This window comes from Streptomyces sp. NPDC006296, assembly GCF_040613235.1.
Lineage (GTDB): Bacteria > Actinomycetota > Actinomycetes > Streptomycetales > Streptomycetaceae > Streptomyces.
Genome location: NZ_JBEXRT010000025.1, coordinates 23,819 through 46,296 on the forward strand (window position 1 = coordinate 23,819; position 22,478 = coordinate 46,296).

At 71.6% G+C, this 22,478-nt stretch carries 20 protein-coding genes; 7 read left to right on the forward strand and 13 right to left on the reverse strand.

The features are described from left to right. Nucleotides 1-209: 209 nt before the first annotated feature. The 3 genes from ABZ172_RS18815 to glgX form a co-directional block, all read right to left on the reverse strand. Nucleotides 210-2,081, reverse strand: a complete 1,872-nt coding sequence (locus tag ABZ172_RS18815) for an ABC transporter ATP-binding protein (RefSeq protein ID WP_356884842.1) — start codon at nucleotides 2,079-2,081, stop codon at nucleotides 210-212. Continuing rightward, on the reverse strand, nucleotides 2,078-3,889 hold the full coding sequence (locus ABZ172_RS18820) for an ABC transporter ATP-binding protein (RefSeq protein ID WP_356884843.1): 1,812 nt from the start codon (nucleotides 3,887-3,889) through the stop codon (nucleotides 2,078-2,080). The genes ABZ172_RS18815 and ABZ172_RS18820 overlap by 4 nt, the downstream gene beginning before the upstream one ends. A 216-nt stretch (nucleotides 3,890-4,105) precedes the next feature. Beyond that, complete coding sequence (glgX, locus tag ABZ172_RS18825; protein WP_356884844.1) at nucleotides 4,106-6,340, reverse strand: glycogen debranching protein GlgX; 2,235 nt, start codon at nucleotides 6,338-6,340, stop codon at nucleotides 4,106-4,108. Between the two features lie 154 nt (nucleotides 6,341-6,494). On the opposite strand from glgX, the gene ABZ172_RS18830 reads away from it, so the two are divergent. The 7 genes from ABZ172_RS18830 to ABZ172_RS18860 all read left to right on the forward strand — a co-directional run bounded on the left by ABZ172_RS18830 (nucleotide 6,495) and on the right by ABZ172_RS18860 (nucleotide 13,528). Then, nucleotides 6,495-7,715: an Ig-like domain-containing protein gene (locus tag ABZ172_RS18830; RefSeq protein ID WP_356884845.1), complete on the forward strand. Its 1,221-nt coding sequence runs from the start codon at nucleotides 6,495-6,497 to the stop codon at nucleotides 7,713-7,715. Nucleotides 7,716-7,928: 213 nt separating this feature from the next. Next, on the forward strand, nucleotides 7,929-9,179 hold the full coding sequence (locus ABZ172_RS18835) for an Ig-like domain-containing protein (RefSeq protein ID WP_356884846.1): 1,251 nt from the start codon (nucleotides 7,929-7,931) through the stop codon (nucleotides 9,177-9,179). Between the two features lie 86 nt (nucleotides 9,180-9,265). Continuing rightward, nucleotides 9,266-10,033: an enoyl-CoA hydratase-related protein gene (locus tag ABZ172_RS18840; RefSeq protein WP_356884847.1), complete on the forward strand. Its 768-nt coding sequence runs from the start codon at nucleotides 9,266-9,268 to the stop codon at nucleotides 10,031-10,033. A gap of 251 nt (nucleotides 10,034-10,284) precedes the next feature. Continuing rightward, on the forward strand, nucleotides 10,285-10,800 hold the full coding sequence (locus ABZ172_RS18845) for an ATP-binding protein (RefSeq protein WP_356884848.1): 516 nt from the start codon (nucleotides 10,285-10,287) through the stop codon (nucleotides 10,798-10,800). A gap of 387 nt (nucleotides 10,801-11,187) precedes the next feature. Then, nucleotides 11,188-12,039, forward strand: coding sequence for a polysaccharide deacetylase family protein (locus ABZ172_RS18850; protein ID WP_356884849.1), 852 nt, complete (start codon nucleotides 11,188-11,190; stop codon nucleotides 12,037-12,039). After that, a complete protein-coding gene (locus ABZ172_RS18855) occupies nucleotides 12,039-13,211 on the forward strand; it encodes a beta-propeller fold lactonase family protein (protein ID WP_356884850.1) in 1,173 nt (390 codons plus the stop codon). The genes ABZ172_RS18850 and ABZ172_RS18855 overlap by 1 nt, the downstream gene beginning before the upstream one ends. Before the next feature lie 101 nt (nucleotides 13,212-13,312). Then, nucleotides 13,313-13,528, forward strand: a complete 216-nt coding sequence (locus ABZ172_RS18860; RefSeq protein WP_014153971.1) for an EF-hand domain-containing protein — start codon at nucleotides 13,313-13,315, stop codon at nucleotides 13,526-13,528. Between the two features lie 89 nt (nucleotides 13,529-13,617). Here ABZ172_RS18860 and ABZ172_RS18865 read toward each other — a convergent pair whose 3' ends face one another. The 10 genes from ABZ172_RS18865 to ABZ172_RS18910 all read right to left on the reverse strand — a co-directional run bounded on the left by ABZ172_RS18865 (nucleotide 13,618) and on the right by ABZ172_RS18910 (nucleotide 22,311). Further along, a complete protein-coding gene (locus tag ABZ172_RS18865; RefSeq protein WP_356884898.1) occupies nucleotides 13,618-14,022 on the reverse strand; it encodes a GntR family transcriptional regulator in 405 nt (134 codons plus the stop codon). A gap of 105 nt (nucleotides 14,023-14,127) precedes the next feature. Next, nucleotides 14,128-15,096 carry an ABC transporter permease subunit gene (locus ABZ172_RS18870; RefSeq protein ID WP_356884851.1) on the reverse strand — a complete coding sequence of 323 codons (969 nt, stop codon included), beginning with the start codon at nucleotides 15,094-15,096 and terminating at the stop codon, nucleotides 14,128-14,130. Further along, entirely contained in the window at nucleotides 15,093-16,028 is a 936-nt protein-coding gene (locus ABZ172_RS18875) for an ABC transporter ATP-binding protein (RefSeq protein ID WP_356884899.1), read from the reverse strand. The genes ABZ172_RS18870 and ABZ172_RS18875 overlap by 4 nt, the downstream gene beginning before the upstream one ends. Before the next feature lie 195 nt (nucleotides 16,029-16,223). Beyond that, nucleotides 16,224-16,988, reverse strand: coding sequence for an enoyl-CoA hydratase/isomerase family protein (locus tag ABZ172_RS18880; RefSeq protein WP_356884852.1), 765 nt, complete (start codon nucleotides 16,986-16,988; stop codon nucleotides 16,224-16,226). Nucleotides 16,989-17,065: 77 nt separating this feature from the next. Continuing rightward, nucleotides 17,066-18,319: a cytochrome P450 gene (locus tag ABZ172_RS18885; RefSeq protein ID WP_356884853.1), complete on the reverse strand. Its 1,254-nt coding sequence runs from the start codon at nucleotides 18,317-18,319 to the stop codon at nucleotides 17,066-17,068. A gap of 101 nt (nucleotides 18,320-18,420) precedes the next feature. Then, entirely contained in the window at nucleotides 18,421-19,794 is a 1,374-nt protein-coding gene (locus tag ABZ172_RS18890) for a cytochrome P450 (RefSeq protein WP_356884854.1), read from the reverse strand. A gap of 13 nt (nucleotides 19,795-19,807) precedes the next feature. Beyond that, on the reverse strand, nucleotides 19,808-20,398 hold the full coding sequence (locus ABZ172_RS18895; protein ID WP_356884855.1) for an ATP/GTP-binding protein: 591 nt from the start codon (nucleotides 20,396-20,398) through the stop codon (nucleotides 19,808-19,810). Continuing rightward, nucleotides 20,373-20,753 carry a DUF742 domain-containing protein gene (locus ABZ172_RS18900; RefSeq protein WP_356884856.1) on the reverse strand — a complete coding sequence of 127 codons (381 nt, stop codon included), beginning with the start codon at nucleotides 20,751-20,753 and terminating at the stop codon, nucleotides 20,373-20,375. The genes ABZ172_RS18895 and ABZ172_RS18900 overlap by 26 nt, the downstream gene beginning before the upstream one ends. Further along, nucleotides 20,750-21,160, reverse strand: coding sequence for a roadblock/LC7 domain-containing protein (locus tag ABZ172_RS18905; RefSeq protein WP_147958276.1), 411 nt, complete (start codon nucleotides 21,158-21,160; stop codon nucleotides 20,750-20,752). The genes ABZ172_RS18900 and ABZ172_RS18905 overlap by 4 nt, the downstream gene beginning before the upstream one ends. Beyond that, nucleotides 21,157-22,311: an ATP-binding protein gene (locus tag ABZ172_RS18910; protein ID WP_356884857.1), complete on the reverse strand. Its 1,155-nt coding sequence runs from the start codon at nucleotides 22,309-22,311 to the stop codon at nucleotides 21,157-21,159. The genes ABZ172_RS18905 and ABZ172_RS18910 overlap by 4 nt, the downstream gene beginning before the upstream one ends. Nucleotides 22,312-22,478 lie beyond the last annotated feature (167 nt).

Below are 22,478 nucleotides of genomic sequence, written 5' to 3' on the forward strand. Positions count from 1 at the left end.
GCGCCCCCGGCCCCCGCCCCGCCCGTCCGGTGCGCCGGCCCGTCCGCGCGTGCGGCGCGTCCGGCGCGCCCCGCCGGGTCGGCGCGACCCGCCCGTCCGGCGCGTCCGCCGGGCCGTGCCGCGTCCCCGGCCCCGAGCCTCCGGCCGTCCCCGGCCCTGCGCCCAGGACCGGCGCCCCCGGCCGCACCGGGCCGACGGCCCCGGTCCGGTCAGGCCAGGCTCTCCCGCCACGCCTTGTGCAGCCCGGCGAACCTGCCCGTGCCGCCGATGAGTCCGGCCGGGGAGCCGTCCTCCACGATCCGTCCGTGCTCCATCACCAGCACCCGGTCCGCGATCTCCACCGTCGACAGCCGGTGCGCGATGACCACCGCCGTACGCCCGTGCAGCACGGTGTCCATCGCCCGCTGCACCGCCCGCTCCCCGGGCACGTCCAGCGAGCTGGTGGCCTCGTCCAGGATCAGCACGGCCGGGTCCGCGAGCAAGGCCCGTGCGAACGCCACGAGTTGCCGCTGACCTGCCGAGATCCGCCCGCCGCGCTTACGGACGTCCGTGTCGTACCCCTCGGGCAGCGCGCCGATGAAGTCGTGCGCCCCGATGGCCTTCGCGGCGCGCTCGATCTCCTCGGGCGTCGCCTCCGGACGGCCGATCGCGATGTTCTCGGCGATCGTCCCGGAGAACAGGAACGCCTCCTGGGTCACCATCACCACGCCCCGCCGCAGTTCGGCCGTCGCCAGGTCGCGCAGATCGGTGCCGTCCAGCAGGACCCGGCCCTCGGTCGGGTCGTAGAAGCGTGCCAGCAGTTTGGCCAGCGTCGACTTGCCCGCACCCGTCGAGCCGACCACGGCCACCGTCTGGCCCGCCGGGATCGTCAGGGCGAAGCGCGGCAGGATCTCACCGCCGGTGCGGTACGCGAACCGCACCCCGTCGAACGTGACCTCGCGGCCCGGGTACTCCCCGGCGACGGCCGGCAGCACCTTCGGGGCGGCGGGTTCGGGAACCGCGGGCGTCTGCGCCAGCAGGCCCGCGATCTTCTCCAGCGAGGCGGCGGCCGACTGGTAGGAGTTCAGGAACATCGCGAGCCGGTCGATCGGGTCGTACAGCCGCCGCAGGTACAGCACCGCCGCGGCCAGCACACCGAGCGCCAGCGTGCCCGACGCCACCCGGGAGGCGCCCCACAGCACCATCCCGGCCACCGCGGTGTTCGCGACGAGCCGGGAGCCGACGACGTACCGGGCCATGGCCAGCAGGGCGTCGCCGTTCCGCCGCTCGTGCGTGTGGTTGGACACCGCGAAGTCCCGCTCGTTGGCCCGCTCCCTGCGGAAGGCCTGCACGGGGCGGATCCCGTTCATCGTCTCGGCGAACTTCACGATGACCGCGGCGATCGCCGTCGAGCGCGCCGCGTACGCCGCGGCCGCCCGCCGCCGGTACCCCCGCACCAGCAGGTACAGAGGGAGGAAGGAGGCGACCGCAATGGTCCCGATGCCGAGATCCAGCCACAGCAGCAGCACGGAGATCGACACGAAGGACAGGATCACCCCGACCAGTTCCTGCAGGCCCTCGCCCAGCAGCTCGCGCAGGGACTCCACGTCCGTGGTCGAGCGGGAGATCAGCCGGCCCGAGGTGTAGCGCTCGTGGAAGTCCACGCTCAGCGCCTGGGCGTGACGGAAGATCCGCCCCCGCAGATCGAGCAGCACGTCCTGGTTGATCCGGGCGGCCGCCCGGACGAAGGAGTACTGGAGCGCCCCCGAGCCCACCGCGCACACGGCGTACCCGATGCCCACGGCCGCCACCGGACCGTAGTCGTGGTCCCGGAAGGCCGGCACCCCGCTGTCGATGGCGTACGCGACCAGCAGCGGTCCCGCCTGCACGGCGGCCTGCTGGAGGAGCAGCAGGAGGGAGGCCACGGCCACCCTGGCGCGCAGCGGCGCCAGCAGGGAGAACAGCAGCGCCCGGGTGGCACCCCGGGGAGCGGGGAGCGCGTCGGCGGCGAACGGGTCCCCGCCGTCCGGCGCCGGGCCGGAGCCCTTCCCCGGCAGGTCCTCGTCGGCGAGGGCGGGTCCGTCGGCAGTCGTACTGGTCATCGGGAGCTGCCCTCCTCGGCGGCGAGAACGCCGGTGTCATGGGCGCCGGACATCAGCCAGGCGTACTCGGAGCTGGTGCGCAGGAGCTCCTGGTGGGTGCCGACGGCGCTGATCCGGCCGCCGGACAGCAGGGCCACCCGGTCCGCCAGCATCACCGTGGACGGCCGGTGCGCGACGACCAGGGCCGTCGTCCCCTCCAGCACCCGCCGCAGCGCCGCCTCCACCAGGGCCTCGGTGTGCACGTCCAGGGCGGACAGCGGGTCGTCGAGGACCAGGAAGCGCGGGCTCCCGACGACGGCGCGGGCCAGGGCGAGGCGCTGCCGCTGGCCGCCGGAGAGGCTCAGCCCCTGCTCGCCGACCTGGGTGCCGACACCCTGCGGCAGCTCGTGCACGAAGCCGGCCTGGGCGACCGACAGGGCCTGCCCGAGCTCCGGCTCGCTCGCCCCCTCGGCGCCCATCAGCACGTTCTCCCCGACGGTCGCCGAGAACAGGGTGGGCTCCTCGAAGGCCACCGAGACCAGCTCCCGCAGCCGGGACCGCGGCATGGCCGCGATGTCCTCGCCGTCCAGCAGGATCCGGCCGCCGGTGACCTCGTGCAGCCGGGGCACCAGCGCCGTCAGCGTGGTCTTGCCGGAACCGGTCGCCCCCACCAGTGCCATGGTCTCGCCGGGACGGATCCGCAGGTCGATCCGGCCGAGGACGGGCGGTGAGCCCGGTGCGGCGTCGGGATAGCCGAACTCCACGCCCTCGAAGACGATGCCCCGCCCCGAAGCCGCGTCCGCCGTGCCCGCCGCGTCCGGGGACCCGGGGTCCTGCTCCTCCTCGGCGTCCATGACCTCGAAGAAGCGGTCCGCGGCCGTCGCCGCCTCCTGGCTCATCGCGAGCAGGAAGCCGATCGACTCGACCGGCCAGCGCAGCGCCAGCGCCGTCGAGAGGAACGCCACGAGGGTGCCCGCCGACAGGGTGCCGTCCGCGACCTGGATCGTGCCGAGCACCAGCGCGGCGCCGACCGCCAGCTCCGGGACGGCGGTGACGAGCGCCCAGATCCCCGCGAGCAGCCGGGCCTTGCCCAGCTCCGTGGTCCGCAGCCGCTGCGCGAGCCTCCGGAAGGCGAGCGCCTGGCTGCGGTTGCGGCCGAACCCCTTGACGACACGGATGCCGAGCACGCTCTCCTCGACGACCGTGGCCAGATCCCCGACCTGGTCCTGGGCCCTGCGCGCCACCAGGGAGTACCTCGTCTCGAAGAGCGAGCACACCACCATCAGAGGGACGGCGGGCACGAGCAGCACCAGCCCCAGCGTCCACTCCTGCACGAACAGGATGACGAAACCCACCAGGATCGTCGTGCCGTTGACCAGCAGGAACGTCAGCGGGAAGGCCAGGAACATCCGCAGCAGCATCAGATCCGTGGTGCCGCGCGAGAGCAACTGCCCCGAGGGCCAGCGGTCGTGGAACGCCACCGGCAGCCGCTGGAGGTGCCGGTAGAGGTCGGCGCGCATCGACGCCTCGACCCCCGCCAGCGGCCGGGCCACCAGCCACCGCCGCAGCCCGAACAGCCCGGCCTCGGCGATCCCCAGCAGCAGCAGGAGGAGCGCCCCCAGCCCCACCCCGCCGGGATCGCGGTCGGCCACGGGACCGTCCACCATCCACTTCAGCACCAGCGGGATGACCAGGGCGAGGCTGGAGGCGAGCACCGCCACGAGGGCGGCACCGATCCAGCGCACCCGCACCGGTCGGACATAGGGCCACATGCGCAGGAGGGAGCGCACGGCGGACCGGTCCGTGTGCTCTGCAGGTGTTTCGGGCATCAGGGCCGACCCTACGGTTCGCCACTGACCTCGCTCATGTGGTTTTCCGGACACACCGTGCGGGCCGCGGACCGCCGTCAGCCCGTCGGACGATGCCGGTACGGGCGTGACGGCGGACACCGGCGCCCGCCCCGGACCGGAACGCCCGGCACACGGCGGACGACGCGGCCCTGGCGCCGGCCGGCGAGCGCGGCGTCCCCGGCCGGGGACGGTCCCTCACTCCGCCACCCGCAGCAGCAGCACCGCCCTGCCCTCCACGGTCAGTGCCGTGCCGCCCCGGTGGAGGGTGCCGGGAGCCGACGCCTGGTCCTCGCGCGAGGTGTCCAGGACCAGTTCGTAGGACCGCGCCCAGGGCGGGCCCGGGAGCCGGAAGTCGCAGGGCCGGTGGTCCGCGTGCAGGACGGCGAGGAAGCTGTCGTCGGTGACCTGACCACCCCGTGCGTCCCTGCCCGGGATGTCCCGCCCGGACAGGTAGAGGCCCAGCGTCGCCGCCGGGGCGTACCAGTCGCCCTCCGTCATCTCCGTGCCCTCCGCGGTGAACCACGCCAGGTCCCGCAGGCCGTCCGGGGCCTGCGGCGTCCCGGCGAAGAAGGCGCGGCGGCGCAGCACCGGGTGGCGGTGGCGCAGGGCCAGCACCCGGGCGGTCAGCTCGGTCAGCTGCCGCCAGCCGGGGTCCTCCAGGAGCGACCAGTCCAGCCAGCCGACCTCGTTGTCCTGGCAGTAGGCGTTGTTGTTGCCGCCCTGGGTGCGCCCCATCTCGTCGCCCGCCACCAGCATCGGCACCCCGGTCGACAGGAGCAGCGTGGTCAGGAGGTTGCGCAGCTGCCTGCGGCGCAGCGCGTTCACACCGGGGTCGTCGGTCTCGCCCTCGGCGCCGCAGTTCCAGGCCCGGTTGTCGTCCGTGCCGTCGCGGTTGCCCTCCCCGTTGGCCTCGTTGTGCTTCTGCTCGTAGCTCACCAGGTCGCGCAGGGTGAACCCGTCGTGCGCGGTGACGAAGTTGACCGAGGCGTACGGGCGCCGGCCTCCCCAGGCGTACAGGTCGCTCGACCCGGCGAGCCGGTAGCCGAGGTCGCGCACGTCGGGCAGGGCGCCCCGCCAGAAGTCGCGCACGGTGTCCCGGTAGTGGTCGTTCCACTCGGTCCACAGCGGCGGGAACGCCCCCACCTGGTATCCGCCGTTGCCGACGTCCCAGGGTTCGGCGATCAGCTTGACGCGGCGCAGCACGGGGTCCTGGGCGATCACCGCGAGGAACGGGGACAGCATGTCCACGTCGTGCATCGAGCGGGCCAGCGTCGCCGCCAGGTCGAAGCGGAAGCCGTCGACGCCCATCTCCGTCACCCAGTAGCGCAGCGAGTCGGTGATCAGCCGGAGGACCTGCGGCTGCACCACGTGCAGGGTGTTGCCGCAGCCGGTGTAGTCGGCGTAGCGGCGGGCGTCCTGCTGGAGCCGGTAGTACCCCCGGTTGTCGATCCCGCGCAGGGACAGCATCGGACCGAGCTCGCCGGCCTCCGCCGTGTGGTTGTAGACCACGTCGAGGATGACCTCGATCCCCGCGTCGTGCAGGGCGCGCACCATCTGCTTGAACTCGCCGACCTGCCGGCCCGCCGTCCCGCTCGCCGCGTAGTCCGCGTGCGGGGCGAAGTACCCGATGGAGTTGTAGCCCCAGTGGTTGCGCAGCCCGCGCCGCAGCAGGTGGTCCTCGTGGGCGAACTGGTGGACCGGCAGCAGCTCGACGGCGGTCACACCGAGGCGCCGGAGGTGGCCGATCGCGGCGGGATGGGCGAGTCCCGCGTAGGTGCCCCGCAGCTCGGGCGGGATGTCCGGGTGGAGCCGGGTGAAGCCGCGCACGTGCAGCTCGTAGATGACCGAGTCCGCCCACGGGGTTTTCGGCCTGCGGTCCTGCGCCCAGTCGTCGTCGTCGTGCACGACGACCGCCTTGGGCACGTACGGCGCCGAGTCCCGGTCGTCGCGCACGGTGTCGGCGACGTCCTGCTCGGGCCAGTCCCTCACATGGCCGTACACCTCGGGCGGCAGGGTGAACGAGCCGTCCACCGCCCGGGCGTACGGGTCCAGGAGCAGCTTCGCCGCGTTCCAGCGGGCCCCGGTCCAGGGATCCCAGCGGCCGTGCACCCGGTAGCCGTAGCGCTGACCCGCGCCCACCCCGGGGACGAAGCCGTGCCAGATCTCATGGGTCAGCTCGGTCAGCGGGAGCCGGGTCTCGGCGCCGCGCCCGTCGAAGAGGCAGAGCTCCACGGCCTCGGCCCCGCCCGCCCAGAGGGCGAAGTTGGTGCCCGCCACACCGTCCGGTCCGACGCGGAAGCGGGCGCCCAGCGGCGTCGGCGCACCCGGCCATACGGGTGGTCCGTCCGCCTCCGCCCCGCGAGGGGTTCCGGCCGCCGCGGTCCGGCCCGCCGTGCGCGGCGTCTCCTCCTGCTCGGCTGTGCTCGACACCTCTCAGCCTCCCGCGGCTCGTAGCGGCGGCCACCCGGGGGAGGGGTGCGCGGCGTCCCGGCCGCGCCCCTCCCGGCGGTGTCCTCCCCCCTGTTCTGCCCACCGGTGGCCCCGTCCTCACGTTTCCCCCGGGCGGCGGCGTCGTTGGGGGAGCGTGAACCACGTAGCGAAGAGAGCACGCGCCGGTTCGACCGCCGTGCTGACATGGGCAGGACTGTTCACCGTGCTGGCCGTACTGACGGGCTGCAGCGGTGCCACGCCGTTCTTCGGGGACGACCGCTCACCCGGGGACGCGATCCGGATCGTCCCGAAGGACGGGGCCGTGGACGTCGGCGCGGACAGCCCGCTCCGGGTCACCGTCCCCGACGGGCGGCTGGAGCGGGTGAAGGTGATCCGGACACAGGACGCGGAGCACCGCGAGGTGCCGGGCCGGATCGCCGGCGACGGCCGCTCCTGGGCCCCCCGGGACGACGGGTACCGGCTCGGGCTGGCCGGGAAGTACAGCGTGGAGGCCGTGGCCGTCGACGGGGACGGACACCGCTCGGCCCGCAGCACCACCTTCACCACGCTGGTCCCGGAGGACCGGTTCATCGGCTACTTCAAGCCGGAGAACCGGTCGACCGTGGGTACCGGCATGATCGTCTCCTTCGACTTCAACCGGCCCGTCACCCATCGGGCGGCGGTGGAGAAGGCCATCCGGATCACCACGGATCCCGAGGTCGAGGTGGCCGGCCACTGGTTCGGCAAGGACCGCCTGGACTTCCGCCCCGCCTCCCCCTGGGAGCCGGGCACCCGCGTCACGGTCGACGTCGGCCTGCGCGACGTGGAGGGCGCGCCGGGGGTGTACGGCAGCCAGCGGAAGAAGGTGACCTTCACGATCGGCCGCTCCCAGACGTCGGTGGTGGACGCCCGGGCGCACACCATGGAGGTCCGCCGCGACGGCGAGCTGGTCAGCACGGTGCCGATCACCGCGGGCGCCGAGAAGACCACCTCGTACAACGGGAAGATGGTGGTCTCCGAGCTGCACGAGATGACCCGGATGAACGGCGACACCGTCGGCTTCGGCGGTGAGTACGACATCAAGGACGTGCCGCACGCCGTCCGGCTGACCACGTCGGGCACCTTCCTGCACGGCAACTACTGGGAGTCGCCCGACATCTTCGGTTCCGAGAACACCAGTCACGGCTGCATCGGGCTGCGCGACGTGAAGGGCGGCAGCTCGGACACCCCGGCCGGCTGGTTCTTCGAACGGACCCTGGTGGGCGACGTGGTCGAGGTGGTCAACTCCACCGACCGGACCGTGGCCCCCGACAACGGGCTCGGCGGCTGGAACCTCGCCTGGCCGCAGTGGAAGGCGGGTTCCGCCCTGCGCTGAGCCCCCGTCCGCCCCGCGTGACCGCCGGGTTCCCCCCGGTGGTGTGGTCCGGGACCACCCGGCGGTCGGGCGGGACGAGTTGGGACGGAACGGTGACATCCCGGGGGAGTTCTCCCGACGCGCGGTGTGATTGTCTTGCGCCGAGCGCGCACGAACAGCGCGCGGGGGTGCGGGCCATGGCGGGGCCAGGCCGTGCGAGGGGAGACGACCACATTGAACGGGCAGCCGATATCGGGGGCATGGGCCGGAGCGAGCGGGGGACGGCGCGGGCGCGGGGCCCACGGCCTCCTCGCACTGGTACTGGGCGCGCTGCTGTTGCTGGTGACCGCCTGCGGGGGCAGCGGGGCCGCCGCCGAGAAGGACGGCGGACGGGCCGGAGCCGAGGCCGAGGACACCAGTGCCTCGCAGGCGGTGGTGACCATCGCGCCGGAGGACGGCGCCGACGACGTCGCGACCAGCGGGGCGCTGAAGATCTCGGCGGCCCGGGGCAAGCTGAGCACGGTGAAGGTGTCCGACCCCCAGGGCAAGGAGGTCCGGGGCAAGACGGCCGCGGACGGCCTCAGCTGGGTCCCGGACCGCCACCTCGCCGCCGCGACCAAGTACGCCGTCCACGCGGTCGCCGAGGACGCCGAGGGGCGCGCGTCCGCGAAGGACACCAGCTTCACCACCCTGGTTCCGGAGAACACCTTCATCGGCCAGTACACGCCCGAGAACGGCTCCACCGTCGGCGTGGGCATGCCGGTCTCGATCCACTTCACCCGCGGCATCACCGACCCGGCGGCCGTGGAGAAGGCCATCAGCGTGACGGCCGAGCCGGCCGTCCGGATCGAGCCCCACTGGTTCGGCAACGACCGCCTGGACTTCCGCCCCGAGGACTACTGGGCCGCCGGCACGAAGGTGACGCTGCGTCTGGACCTCGACGGGGTCGAGGGACGGCCGGGGGTCTACGGCAAGCAGGCCAAGACGGTGAAGTTCACCGTCGGCCGCAGCCAGGTCTCCACGGTCGACGCGAGCTCGCACCGGATGAAGGTGGTCCGCGACGGCAAGCAGATCAAGGACATCCCGATCTCCGCGGGCGCCCCGTCCACCACGACGTACAACGGTCAGATGGTCATCAGCGAGAAGCTCAAGGTGACCCGGATGAACGGTGACACCGTCGGCTTCGGCGGCGAGTACGACATCAAGGACGTGCCGCACGCGATGCGCCTGTCCACCTCGGGCACCTTCATCCACGGCAACTACTGGGGCGGGTCGGGCATCTTCGGCACGACCAACACCAGCCACGGCTGTGTGGGCCTGCGGGACGCGCGCGGCGGCTGGGACGGCAAGACGCCTGCCGCCTGGTTCTTCGACAACTCGCTGATCGGCGACGTCGTCGTCGTGAAGAACTCCGAGGACAAGGTGATCCAGCCGGACAACGGCCTCAACGGCTGGAACATGGACTGGTCGGAGTGGACCGCGTAGGTCCCCGCCGCGCGGACGGAGCGGGCCCGGTGCTGTGACCCACGGCACCGGGCCCGTCGGCGTTAGCGGCGGTTAACCTGCATGCCATGACCGTAACCCTGGAAGTCAGTGACCGCGTCGGCACGATCCGGCTGGACCGCCCGCCCATGAACGCCCTGGACGTCGCCGTCCAGGACCGGCTGCGGGAGCTCGCCGAGGAGGCGGGCCGGCGCGACGACGTGCGGGCGGTGATCCTCTACGGCGGGGAGAAGGTGTTCGCGGCGGGCGCGGACATCAAGGAGATGCGGGAGATGGACCACGCGGCGATGGTCGCGCGCTCCCGGGCGCTCCAGGAGTCCTTCACCGCGGTGGCCCGGATCCCCAAGCCCGTGATCGCGGCCGTCACCGGCTACGCCCTCGGAGGCGGCTGCGAACTGGCGCTCTGCGCCGACGTCCGGATCGCCGCGGACAACGCGAAGCTCGGCCAGCCGGAGATCCTGCTGGGGCTGATCCCCGGCGCCGGCGGCACCCAGCGGCTGGCCCGGCTGGTGGGTCCGTCCAAGGCCAAGGACCTGATCTTCACGGGCCGTCAGGTGAAGGCCGACGAGGCCCTGGCGATGGGACTCGTGGACCGTGTGGTGCCCGCCGCCGAGGTGTACGAGCAGGCGCACGCCTGGGCGGCGCGGCTGGCCCGCGGCCCGGCGCTGGCCCTGCGGGCCGCCAAGGAGTCCGTGGACGCAGGGCTGGAGACCGACATCGACACCGGGCTCACGATCGAGCGCACCTGGTTCGCGGGCCTGTTCGCCACCGAGGACCGCGAGCGGGGGATGCGCAGCTTCGTGGAGGACGGGCCCGGCAAGGCCGAATTCCTCTGACCGAGGGTGAGTTGCGTACACGGACATGCGCGTTCATCCGTGCGGGCGGATTAGCTGGACCTTAAGAAAACCTTAAGGACCGGCGTCCGTCCGATCCGTGCAATTACCCGGCACTTTTGCGTCCTCGCAGGTGAGCATGGTTGTACGGGCCCCTTTTCTGCCTCTGGCATATGCCGGAGAACCAGGGCGGAATGACTGGTTCCGGCAGAGGGATTCTGTCGGAACGGTCACGCAGCGCGTTCTGTGCGGCCATGATGGGGGACATGGCGGGTCTGGAGGGTGTGGAGCAGCCGCGGCCGCGCAGCAGCGCTGCGGCGGCACGCTTGGCGTCGGTCGTCGGGGACGAACAGGCTTACGAGGCACTGGAGTTGTTCGGGAACCCGACGGAGGCCGAAGTCCGGCTGCCCTCCCGTCCGGAGTCCGCGGCGACCGCCCGGCGGATCACCTCGTGCGTGATGCTGCGGCAGTGGCAGCTCCCTCCGCAGACCGCCGAGTACGGAGTGCTGCTGGTCTCCGAGCTCGTGGGGAACGCCGTGCGCCACACCGGGGCGCGGATATTCGGTCTGCGGATGCTGCGCAGGCGCGGCTGGGTCCGGATCGAGGTGCGCGATCCCTCGCGCGGGCTGCCGTGCCTGATGCCCGTCCGGGAGACGGACGTCAGCGGGCGGGGCCTTTTCCTGGTGGACAAGCTCTCCGACCGGTGGGGCGTGGACCTGCTGCCCCGGGGGAAGACCACCTGGTTCGAGATGCGCACCACCGACCGCTGACACGCAGAAGCCCCCGGTCGGCCGGGGTGCGGCGCGTCGGGGGCTGCTGAGGGGGCCGTGGAGGGTGGGGTGTGCCCACGGCCGCGCGGAAGACCTGGCTCGGGTCGGAGGAGGTCGTGTCACCGACTATGGCAGACGGGCGACCTCGGAGCCAAAGACGCAAAAGGGATAAATGAGCCTATAAAGCTCATTTGGTCAATGGATCGCAGGTGTGTTCGGTCACGCGCCTGGCATTCTTGGTGCGATGTTCAGATTCGCCGGGTGATTCATCGATCCTCCCCGGCGCGTGTCCGGGCCCGGCGACGCCCGGATTTCCGCCCGTCCCGCCCTACTGTGTCCCGGGTCTCGGGGAAACCGCACCCGAACCGACCCGCGAGGTGGACGGCCATGAACGGTCGCAGGACACCGGTGCCCCGCCGCGGCGCCCTGCGCACGGCGGCCGGAGCGCTCCTGGCCGGCGCGTCCGCCGCGGGCTGCGCACCGGACGGCCCCCCGCGGGCGGCACCGGAAGCACCCGGCGGCCACAGCTCCCCGGCCGGAACGGGCGCCCCGGACGCCGCCGGCTCCCCGGCCGGGACAGGCGCGCCGAAGGCCCACGGCGCGGTGGCCCCGGCAGCGGTTGCCCGCCGCTTCCCCGGACAGCCGGTCCAGATCGAGCACGGCTCCCGCGGCCGTCCGCGCGTCGCCCTCACCTTCCACGGCCAGGGCGATCCCACCCTGGCCCGCGCCGTCCTCGGCCAGGCCGAGCGGGCCGGTGCCCGGCTCACCGTGCTGGCCGTCGGCAGCTGGCTCGACCGGTACCCCGACATGGCCCGCCGCATCCTGGACGGCGGCCACGACCTCGGCAACCACACCCAGAGCCACCTCGACATCAACGCGATGGACGAGGAACGGGCCTACGAGGAGATCACCACCTGCGCCCGTCGTCTGCGCCGGCTCACCGGCTCCATCGGCACCTGGTTCAGGCCCTCGCGCGCCCGGTACGCCACCCCGCTCGTCCAGGACCTCGCCCGGCGGGCCGGCTATCCGCACGTCCTGTCCTACGACGTGGACTCCCTCGACTTCACCTCGCCCGGAGTCGCCGGCGTGACCCGCAAGGTCGCCGGCGAGCTCCGCAACGGCTCCGTGGTGAGCCTGCACTTCGGCTACCGGGACACCGTCGCCGCGCTGCCCCTCCTCCTCACCGAGATCGACCGGCGCCGACTGCGCGCGGTGACCACCACGGAGCTGTTGACCTGATGCCTCCCTCCCCGCGCGCCCTGGCCGCCGCCGCCCTGCTCCTCGTCGCGCTCGCCGCCTGCGGCGCCCCCGCGGACCGCGCTCGGCCGGAACCCTCCCGCACCGAGGCCGCCGCCCCGCCCGAACGGCCGGCGCCGCCGCCCGGGCTGCCGGGGATGCCCCCCGTGCTCGACCCGGAGGACGTCTACGCGGCGGACCGGCCCGGGAAGCTCGCCCCCGCCGTCCGGGACTTCCCGTCCCGCGTCTACGTCCCCAACACCGAGTCCGACACGGTGTCGGTGATCGACCCGGCGACGTACAAGGTCATCGAGACCCTTCCCGTCGGCGACCAGCCGCAGCACGTCGTGCCCTCCTGGGACCTGAAGACGCTCTGGGTCAACAACGACCTCGGCGACAGCCTCACCGCGATCGACCCGGCCACCGGGAAGACCGGCCGGACGCTCGACGTCTCCGATCCGTACAACCTCTACTTCACCCCGAACGGCAGGTACGCCGTCGTCATGGCCTCCATGGACCGCGAACTGGTCTTCCGCGACCCGCGGACCATGAAGGTCGCGCGGACGGTGCCGGTGGACTGCGCCGGCGTCAACCACGCCGACTTCTCGGCGGACGGCCGGTACTTCATCGTCTCCTGCGAGTTCTCCGGCGAACTCCTCAAGGTCGACACGGAGAAGATGGAGGTCGTGGCCCAGCAGCGGCTCCCGAAGCAGGGCTCGATGCCCCAGGACGTGAAGCTCTCGCCGGACGGCGGCACCTTCTACATCGCCGACATGATGGCGCACGGCATGTGGGTGCTCGACGGCGAGAAGTTCACGACCCCGAAGCTGCTGCCCACCGGGAAGGGCGCCCACGGCCTCTACGTGAGCCGGGACTCCCGCCGGATGTACGTCACCAACCGGGGCGAGGGCTCCGTCTCCGTCTTCGACTTCGCCAGGAACGAGCTCACCGCGAAGTGGCGCCTCCCCGACGGCGGGAGCCCGGACATGGGCGGCGTCTCCGCCGACGGCAAGGTGCTGTGGCTCTCCGGCCGGTACGACGCCGAGGTGTACGCGATCGACACCGCCACCGGCAGGCAGCTGGCCAGGATCCCGGTCGGCAGCGGTCCGCACGGGCTGGCCGTCTATCCGCAGCCCGGCCGCTACTCGCTGGGCCACACCGGCGTCTTCCGCTGACGGGCGCGGGCCCGGCCGGCCGCCCTCGCCCGCCCGATCCGCCGTCCGGGCAGCCGGATAATCTGACCCCCGACATCAACGCTTGACGAAGGGGCGGAACAGTGGCGGACATCGAGTCGGCACGCACGGCATTCGAGCGCTTCGACCAGAACGGGGACGGCCGCATCACGGCCGCCGAGTACAAGAGCGCCATGGCGCAGCTCGGTGACCCCTACGTCACCGAGACGGTCGCCCAGGCCGTCATCAACGCCCACGACGGCAACGGCGACGGCGAGCTCACGTTCGACGAGTTCTGGGCCTCGCAGAACAAGGCCTGACCCGCACCGGGCCGGCGGGTGCCGGCCCGGCACGGCGGGCGCGACCGGAGCACGGACGATCCCGGGGGCCCGCCGCTCCTGTCGGGTGCTCAGGCCTCCGGGGCGGCCGGGTAGACGGCATCGAACGAGGCCCGGAAGAGGGCCTCGACCTCCTCGCGGCCGAGGCCCTCGCCGTGCGCCTGGTGCAGCCACTCGGTCAGGGCCGTGCGCAGCGGCCACGCGCGGCCCTCGGAGTCCGGCCCCGCGAGCGAGCGGGTGATGAAGGTCCCCGCCCCCTGGCGCACCTCGGCGAGCCCCGCACGCTCCAGCTCCCGGTAGGCCTTGAGCGTGGTGTTCGGATTGACCTTGGTGCTGGCGGCGACCTGCGCGGCCGTGGGCAGCCGGTCGCCCTCCTCCAGCGCGCCCATCCTCAGGGCCTGTTCGACCTGCCGGACGATCTGGAGATACGTCGCCACCCCACTGCGCCGGTCGATGCGGAACACGACCACGGACATCACCTTCCGCTCGATGAGTGACACTGTACGGAGAGGACGGGGCGCCGTCCTGCAAGGGGCCGGTCCTCTCCGTACACGGCGCGCCTCCGTACACGGGGCGCCTTCCTACCGGGGGCGCCGGGACGTCCACCACAGCGCGAACGCGCTCAGCGCCACGGTGCCCGCCAGCAGGACGCCGGCGCCGGTCCACTGCATGGCGCCCATCTGCTCGGGGCCGAGGTACTCGACCACGTTGTTCACGATCCCCTTCTCCCGGACGCACGCGTCCGTCGCCTTCTCGGTCGCCTCGGCGCAGGAACCCCATCCGTACAGCCGGCCGTCGGCGCTGCCGACCCAGCGGTCGAGTTCGTACGCGCCGTCGAGGCGGGCGGGCTGTGCGGCGTCCAGCGGGTACGTGAGCGTGTGCGGGGTGCCCAGCCGGTCCCGGAACATCGACCAGGCGGTCTGCGCGACCACGGTGAAGCCGAAGGTGACCACCATGGCGGCGAGGACCCGGCGCAGCAGGACGCCGATCGTGACACCGGCCGCGGTGAGGAACAGGGCGAGCGCGGGGAGGACCGGGCCCGTGGTGTCGAAGGCGGACGGGTCCATCCAGAGGTCGGGAAGGACCGAACGGTGCGGCCGCCACAGCCAGGTGAAGGCCGCGGACAGCACCGAACAGGCGACCAGGGTGATCGTCAGGCACCAGCCCAGCTTCGCGACGGCCCAGCGCCCGCGGGTGACGGACTGCGTGGTGACGAACCGCGCGGTGCCCTGCTCCTGGTCGGTGGCGATCAGCGGGGCGCCGAAGAACACGGCGAAGACGCCGGGCAGCAGGGTCAGCAGAGCGGTGAGACTGCTGTAGCCCTCACCCACGACGGGCAGCGGCACGGTCCTCTCCGGCCAGCCCGAAGCGGCCAGCAGCTCGGTGAGCCGCGCACGCTCGTACACGATCCACAGCGAGCCGAGCACCGTCACGGCGACGGCACCGCCCAGTGCGGCCCGGTGCTGGCGCAGGACCAGCCAGGTCAGCCCGCGCAGCAGCCTCGGGCGCGCGCGGCGCGGGGCCTGCGGGCCGGTCAGGGTGGCGTTCATGCGGTCCTGCTCCCTTCGGTCCCGGCGGCGGCGCCGGGCGTGTACAGCGCGGGCGCCTCGGGTGAGCGCAGATGGGCGAGCAGGACCTCCTCCAGGCTGGGTTCGGCCACCTGCCAGTCCCCGGACAGCGGGCCGACGGGCCGCAGCATCGCCTGGAACTGCCGTCCCTGCACACGCTTCTCGATGACGGTGTGGCCGGCCAGGGCCGCGGGCAGCTCCCCGTCCCTGGTCACCCCGGTCACCAGCGCGTGGGCCGGGACCAGGGCGTCGGCGTCACCGGCCATCCGGACCCTGCCGTCGGCGACGACCAGCAGGTAGTCGCACATGTCCTCCAGCTCGGCGAGGATGTGCGAGGACATCACGACGGTGGTGCCGCGCTCGACCGCCTCCGCCATCAGCAGGGTGCTCATCTCGTCCCGGGCCAGCGGATCGAGATCCGCCATCGGCTCGTCGAGCAGCAGCAGGTCGGGCCGCTTCCCGAAGGCCATGGCCAGGGCGACCCTGGTGCGCTGTCCGCCGGAGAGCGTCCCCACGGCGGCGCCCATCGGCACGTCGCCCGCCCGCACGATCCGCTCCGCGGCCGCCCGGTCCCAGCTCGGATTGAGCTCGTCACCCGCCCGCAGGGTGTCCGCGACGCTGAACCGCTTGAACATCGGCTTGTCCTGGCCGAGGAAGGCGAACCTCGGCATCACCGCGGGATCGCCCACCGGCACGCCGAACAGGCGCAGTTCCCCTTCGGTGGGTGCCACCTGACGGGACGCCAAGCCCAGCAGGGTGCTCTTCCCGGCCCCGTTGGGTCCGACGAGACCGCAGATCCGGCCGGCCGGCAGCCGGAAGGAGCAGTCGCGCAGCGCCCAGCCGCGCCGGTAGCGCTTCCCCAGCCCACGGGCCTCCACGGCCCACGGACCCGTACCCCCGCCCGGATCGCTCATCTCCGTCACGCCCCCTCGCCTCGATTCCATGAGTCAATTAATGGAATAGTTGTCATGGCGGGGCATGCCTGTCAAGCTCGTCCCCCGGAGTGCCCGCCCGGTGGCGGGCATGCCGACGGGCACCCCGGCGGTCGTGGCGCAAGGGTGCTGTCGGTGCGTCAGGAGGTGGGGGACCCGGGCCGGATGCGGAGCGGGTCAGCGGCGCCGGGCGGCCTGGGCCGCGGCGACGGAGGCGGTCAGCAGCTCCGCGTCGAACAGCGTGGCCTCGCCGAGGCGGTGGGCGCCGGCATAGGAGTTCAGCATGGCCTTCGTGCTGCGCAGGGCCGAGGGGGAGCGGCGCAGCAGCGGCTTGGTCCAGCGGTCGACGGTGGCGTCGAGCTGGTCCTCCGGAACGACCTTGTGCAGGATGGCCAGTTCGGCGGCCCGCTCGGCGTCGAACCGGTCGGCGGTGAGCAGCAGCTCGCGGATCCGGGCGGCCCCCGTCTCGTACAGCATCCGGGCGGTGATCCCGCCCCAGGCCGGGGGCACGCCCAGGCCCAGCTCCGGTATCCGGTAGTGGCTGGTGTCCGCTCCGACGCGCAGATCGCAGAAGACCGCGAGTCCCAGTCCCGCCCCCACGACGCCGCCGTGCAGCCGTGCGATGGTGACGACCCCGGTGTTCGCCAGCAGGTCGCACATCCGGCGGGCCTTGTTGGCGAGCGCGCGCATGGCCGCGTTGCCGGTCTCCGGGGAGAGCAGGGAGGGGAATTCGGCGCGGTCCCCGCCGAGGCAGAAGTCGGAGCCCGCGCCGGAGAGGACCAGGACGCGGGTGGTCGGATGGTCGTCCAGTGCGCCGAGGACGGCGAGGAGTTCGTCCAGGAGCAGTCCGGATATCGCGTTTCCGGTCTCCGGACTGTTCAGCCGGACCCTCACCACCGCGCCGTCGTGCTCGACGTGCAGGGCCTTGAGATCATCGATCATTGTTCTTGATTCCTGACGGACGGATTCTGGGGACTGGGCACGATGAAACGGTTCTTCTTTTGAGTGGGCGGCCCGGTTCAGGCCGGTGCCACCATGAGGTGGTTGAGCCGGCGGAACGAGACCCGGGGCTCCCAGGCGGGCGGTTCGCTCAGCCGCAGCCGGGGCAGTCGCCTCAGCATCGAGGTCAGCAGCAGGCCGGCCTCCAGCCGGGCCAGCGGTGCACCGAGGCAGTAGTGGATTCCGCTGCCGAAACCGAAATGCGGCGGCTTGCGGCGGACGTCGAAGTCCTCCGGGCTCTCGTACTGCCGCGGGTCGTGCTGGGCCGCTCCCACCATCAACTGCACCATCTCGCCCTCGCGGACCGGAGTGCCGCCCAGCACGAGGTCGTGCGGCGCCGTCCTGCTGATCGCGTGGATCGCCGGGTCGTAGCGCAGGGTCTCGTCGACCACGTGCGGGATGTACTCGGGGTGCGCCCGCAGCCGCTCCAGCTGCTCCGGGTGCTCCAGCAGCAGCCGGACCATGCTGGACAGCAGGTGCTCCGTGGTCTCCAGAGCGGCGACGATCACGAAGACCGCCATGGAGTGCGCCTCGGCGTCGGCCTTCTCGCGGTCCGGTTCCAGCGTGTCCCAGGTCGCTATCCACGAGGACACCGGGTCGTTCCCCGGCCTCGCGCGGCGCTCCCGCACCAGTGCGGTGAAGTACTCCTGGAGCCCGTGGGCCGCCGCGTCCGCCCGCGCGAGCTGACTGGGGGAGGGGAAGAACTCCTGGCTGAGGGTCTGGTCGTTGGTCAGGGACCTGAGCCGGGAGTAATCGCCCGGCGGAAGATTCAGCCATTCCCCGATCGACCGGACGGGGAGCGCGTCGGCGACCAGGGAATTGAAATCCGCGGGGCCCTTGAGCAGTTCGTCCTCGAAAGCGTCGAGCACCTTCTCGACGTTCCTCGCTATCGAACGCTCGATTTCCACCATCTTCGTCCGGTCGAACATGTTGCCCGCCGAACGCCGCACTCTCGTATGGTGCGGCGGATTGAGCATGGGAAGTGATTTCGCCGTCTGCAGCGAAGCCGGTGTGTTCCAGCGGGCGGAATTGGCCTGGCCGGCCCTCCACTCCGTATCGGGTACCTTCCACGTTCTGCTCCGCATGACCTCGTCGCAGAGCGCGTACGAGGTGACGAGGTGCCCGCCCCAGGGAGAGGGGAAGATATCCCCGAGCCCTCTCAGTTCCGCATAGAGGGGCCGGGGATTCGACTGGCCTTTCCCGGTGCGCAGCCGGGAGAAAAGAGAGGCCACGGTGCGGCGGTCGACGGTCGCGGTCGGCAGGCTGGGTTCCACGAGAATCTTTCTCTCAAAGGAGCACGTAGGGTATCCAGCCCTGACTACCCCTCACGCGGAACGCCCATGCGACCGCGACCGCCCATGTGGTGTGGTGGATGTCACCCCTTCCACCAGGAGAGAAAGCCGCTCCAGAAAGTCCCCTTCCGGGCCTGTTGCTGTTGTTCGCCCGCCGGATTCGCCGGTGCGGAACGGGCATCGGCGGAGAAGCGGGTGGCGGCGGAACTCTCGCCGCGTACCGGGGTGAACCGGGCGGGCAGCGAGGTCAGTGCGCGGTGCAGCGGACCGGGCCGCCAGGTCAGCGACTCGACCGGGACGCTCAGCTCGATGTCCGGCAGCTTGTTGAGCAGCTTCTCGATCGTCAGGATCGAGATCAGCAGCGCCGGGTCCTTGGCGGGGCACGCGTGCGGGCCCGCGCCCCAGGCCAGGTGGGCCCGCTTGCTCAGGGTCTGACGGCTCGTCGAGAGGCTCGGGTCGCTGTTGGCGGCCGCGAAGCTGATGAGGACGGGGTCCCCGGCGGTCAGCTTCGTCCCGGAGAGCTCGACGTCCTGCACCGGATAGTGGCCGGCCCAGTTGGCTATGGGCGGGTTGTTCCAGAGCACGTCGTTGATGGCGTCCTCGACCAGCAGGCTGGCGCCGTACTGGTCGCCCGCGTACTTCTCGTCGGACAGCAGGAGCCGCAGCGCGTTGCCGATGAGGTTCTGGGTGGGCTCGGCGCCGCCTCCGATCAGCGTCATGATCTCGGAGATCAGTTCCTCGTCGGTCAGCCGGCCCGGGTGCTGCATCAGCCAGGAGGTGATGTCGTCACCGGGCTGGGCCCGCTTGAGGGCGATCAGCTCCATCAGCGTCTCGGTCAGCAGGGCGATCGCCTTGTCCGCCTCGACGCCGTCCATCAGGCAGGAGATGCTGAAGACCAGCTGGTCGCCCAGCTCCGCGGGGCAGCCGAAGAGCTCGTTGAAGACCAGCAGCGGCACCAACTGCGCGTAGTCGGCGACCAGGTCCACCCGGCCCCGGCCGTTGAACTGGCTGATGAGGTAGTCGGCGACGCGGTCGACGTGCCGGCTCAGCCGGTGCGTGTCGATCCGGGCGAACGTCTCGGTCACGACCTGGCGGTGCCTCATGTGGGCCGCGCCGTCGGAGTAGAGCGAGTTCGGCCGGTACAGCATCATCGGGACGATCGCGCTGTCCAGCGGGACCTCGCCGGCGTTGAGCGCGCGCCAGCGCCGGGCGTCCCGGACGAAGGTCTCCGGATTCTGCAGGACGTGCAGCGCCGTCGCGTAGTCCGTGACCAGCGAGGCGTGCACACCGGGCGACAGCTCGACGGGCGCGGCGGGCCCGAACGTCCGCAGGTACGCGTAGAAGCCGTCCGGATCGGCGGCGAACTCGGGACCGTACAGCGGGACGCTGGCGCCCTTGCCGCCGCCGTGCGCGGGGCAGCCCGGCGGCGGGGCGGGGAAGTCGGAGGGGGATTGCATGGGGGTCGAGCTCCTAGGTGAGGCGTGACTGGAGATAGCGCACGAGCGTGATCAGTGCGTTCGCCGAGGAACGCTGATCGCGCGCGTCGCAGTTGACGAGAGGCGTCTCGGGCAGCAGGTCGAGTGCCTCCCGGATCTCCTCGTCCGCGTGATCGGGTCGGTCACCGAAGCGGTTCACGGCGATGGTGTACGGGATCCCGTAGTGCTCGACCAGGTCCATCACGGGGAAGGACTCGTCGAGGCGCTCCGGGTCCACCAGCACCAGTGCCCCGAGCGCCCCGCGCGACATGTCCTCCCAGACCTGTTTGAACCGCTGCTGCCCCGGCGTCCCGAAGAGGTAGAGCACCAGCTCCTCGCTGAGCGTCAGCCGGCCGAAGTCCATCGCGACCGTGGTCGTGGTCTTGCCGGTCGTGCCCTTGAGGTCGTCGACCTTCTCGCCCGCCCGCGTCATGACTTCTTCGGTGCGCAGCGGCGGGATCTCGGACATCGTCCCGATGAACGTGGTCTTGCCCACGGCGAAGTGGCCGACCACCAGGATCTTCGCCGCGGTCTGCACCGATTCCCGGAGGTAGACACCGTCATCCAAAGCGGGCTTGAAGGCCATGCAGCACCTGCTCCAATATGTTCCGGTCGACAAGCTTCGCGGCGGGGATCGGGGCCCGCGTGACGAGGTACCCGCCCTGGGTGAGGTCGGACAGCAGAATCTTGACGACGCCGACCGGGTACTGGGTGTGCCCGGCGATCTCGGCGACCGACAGGTGTCCCCCGGAGCACAGCTCCAGAAGACGCCGCTTCTCGGGGTCGAGATGCTGTACGGCCGGTGAGTCCTGAGCGGTCGTCACCAGGGTGATCAGCGAGAACGTGTCGTCGTCCAGCAGGCTGCGTCCGTTGGTGATGACATAGGCCGGGACTAAGGGGGTGGCGGGCTGTTCCTGCTCCGGCTCGTCCGCTGCCGTCATGCCTTGGTGTCGGCAATCTCGCGAGGGGGCGTGGTCAGGGCCTTGCCGAGCTGTCCCACGAGCTGCTGCATGCGGAACGTGATCTCGGCCATGTCGACGTCGGGCGTCGCCGAGACCGCGAGGTAGGCGCCCTCGCCGGCGGAGATGAGGAAGACCCAGCCGTGGTCGAACTCCACCAGGGTCTGGCGCCACTGCCGGTGCCGGCTCGCCGGTGTGCCGCAGAAGTCGACCACCGTCCGGCTCAGCGACTGGATTCCGCTCATGGCGGCGGCGACGGTGTCGGCCTGGTCCTTGCCGACGTCCTTCGAGCGCGCCATGAGAAGACCGTCGGCGGACACGAGCAGGGCGTGCTGCGCCTCGGGCACTTCCAGGGCACTGTCAAGCATCCATGACAGGTCGTAATTCACTGAGTCTCAGGCCCTTCGCTGCTTGCGTGGGTGGAACGGCGGCCGGACTGTGTTCCGCGCTGGAACGCGCCCATGACGGAAGCGGCCTGTTCGCTGGAACGCGCCGGCACGTCCGGTGAGTCGACGGCGGGGACGATGGAGATCGCGCCCCTGCGCCGCCGTTTGGGCAGACCTCCGAGGGTGGTCGAGGGGGCCACCGGGCTTTCCTCGGGCGGCATCGAGGGGGGTACGGCCACCGTGGGGAACTCCTTGGGCTCGGGCTTGGGCTCGGGCTGGGGCTCGGGCGCCTGGATGGTCGTGAGGAGCTCCTCCGGGAGCAGCACGACCGCTCGCACACCGCCGTAGGGGGAGGTCGAGTCCACCGAGACGGTGAAGCCGTACCGGGCGGCGAGGACGCCGATCACGGTGAACCCGAACTGCGGCGGGTTGCCCAGCCCCGAGACACCCGGGGAGCGCTCGCTCGAAAGGAGCTTGGCGGCCCGTTCCTTCTCCTCCTCGTTCATGCCGACACCGGCGTCGTCGACGATGATGCAGACGCCCTTGGGGACGGGGCGGATGTTGATCTCGATCATCGTTTCCGGCGCGGAGTAGCTGGTCGCGTTGTCCAGCAGCTCGGCCAGGGTCAGCGCGACCGGTTCGACGGCGCGGCTGGCGATCGCGAAGTTCGTCTGGGCCCGGATCTCCACACGGGTGAAGTAGCGGATGCGCCCCTTCGCGCTCCGGACCACGTCGTAGAGCGACGCGGCGGCGCGCTGCCTGCCGAGCCAGCCGTCGCAGAGCACGGCGATGGACTGCGCGCGCCGGGCGAACTGCGAGTTCATGTGGTCGATGTCGAGGAGGTCCTGGAGAATCTGGAGTTCCCCGTACTTCTCCTGCAGCTTCGTGATCGCCAGCTGCTGCTCGCCGGCGAGACCCTGAAGCGTACGCATGGCCGACTTCAGCGCCGTCTTCGTCGCTTCCTCGGCCCGGTCCTTGGCCTCTTCGACAGCCTCGGCGTAGTGATTTTCGAGATTCGCGTAGTGGGTCCTCAGCTCCTCTTTCTCTCTACGTAGCCCGGATATCTTTTTCCTGCCGCGCATCATCAGAATGACTGCGACAGGAATGCAGGCGATCAGAACCCAAAAAACTGGATCCTGGAGGTAGTGCGTCATAAGGCTCTCTTCGGGCGACTGGGCCACCGGACACTCGGTGTCTGGCGGGTGCTGTCGAGTGCGTCCCCGGTCACAGGCGTCCTGCGGCCACAGATATGTGGGATCGGTCGCGCATGCTCGCCTGGCCGGACAGCCTTGAAAGGCTTGGCTGATGGCATAGGTCTCCC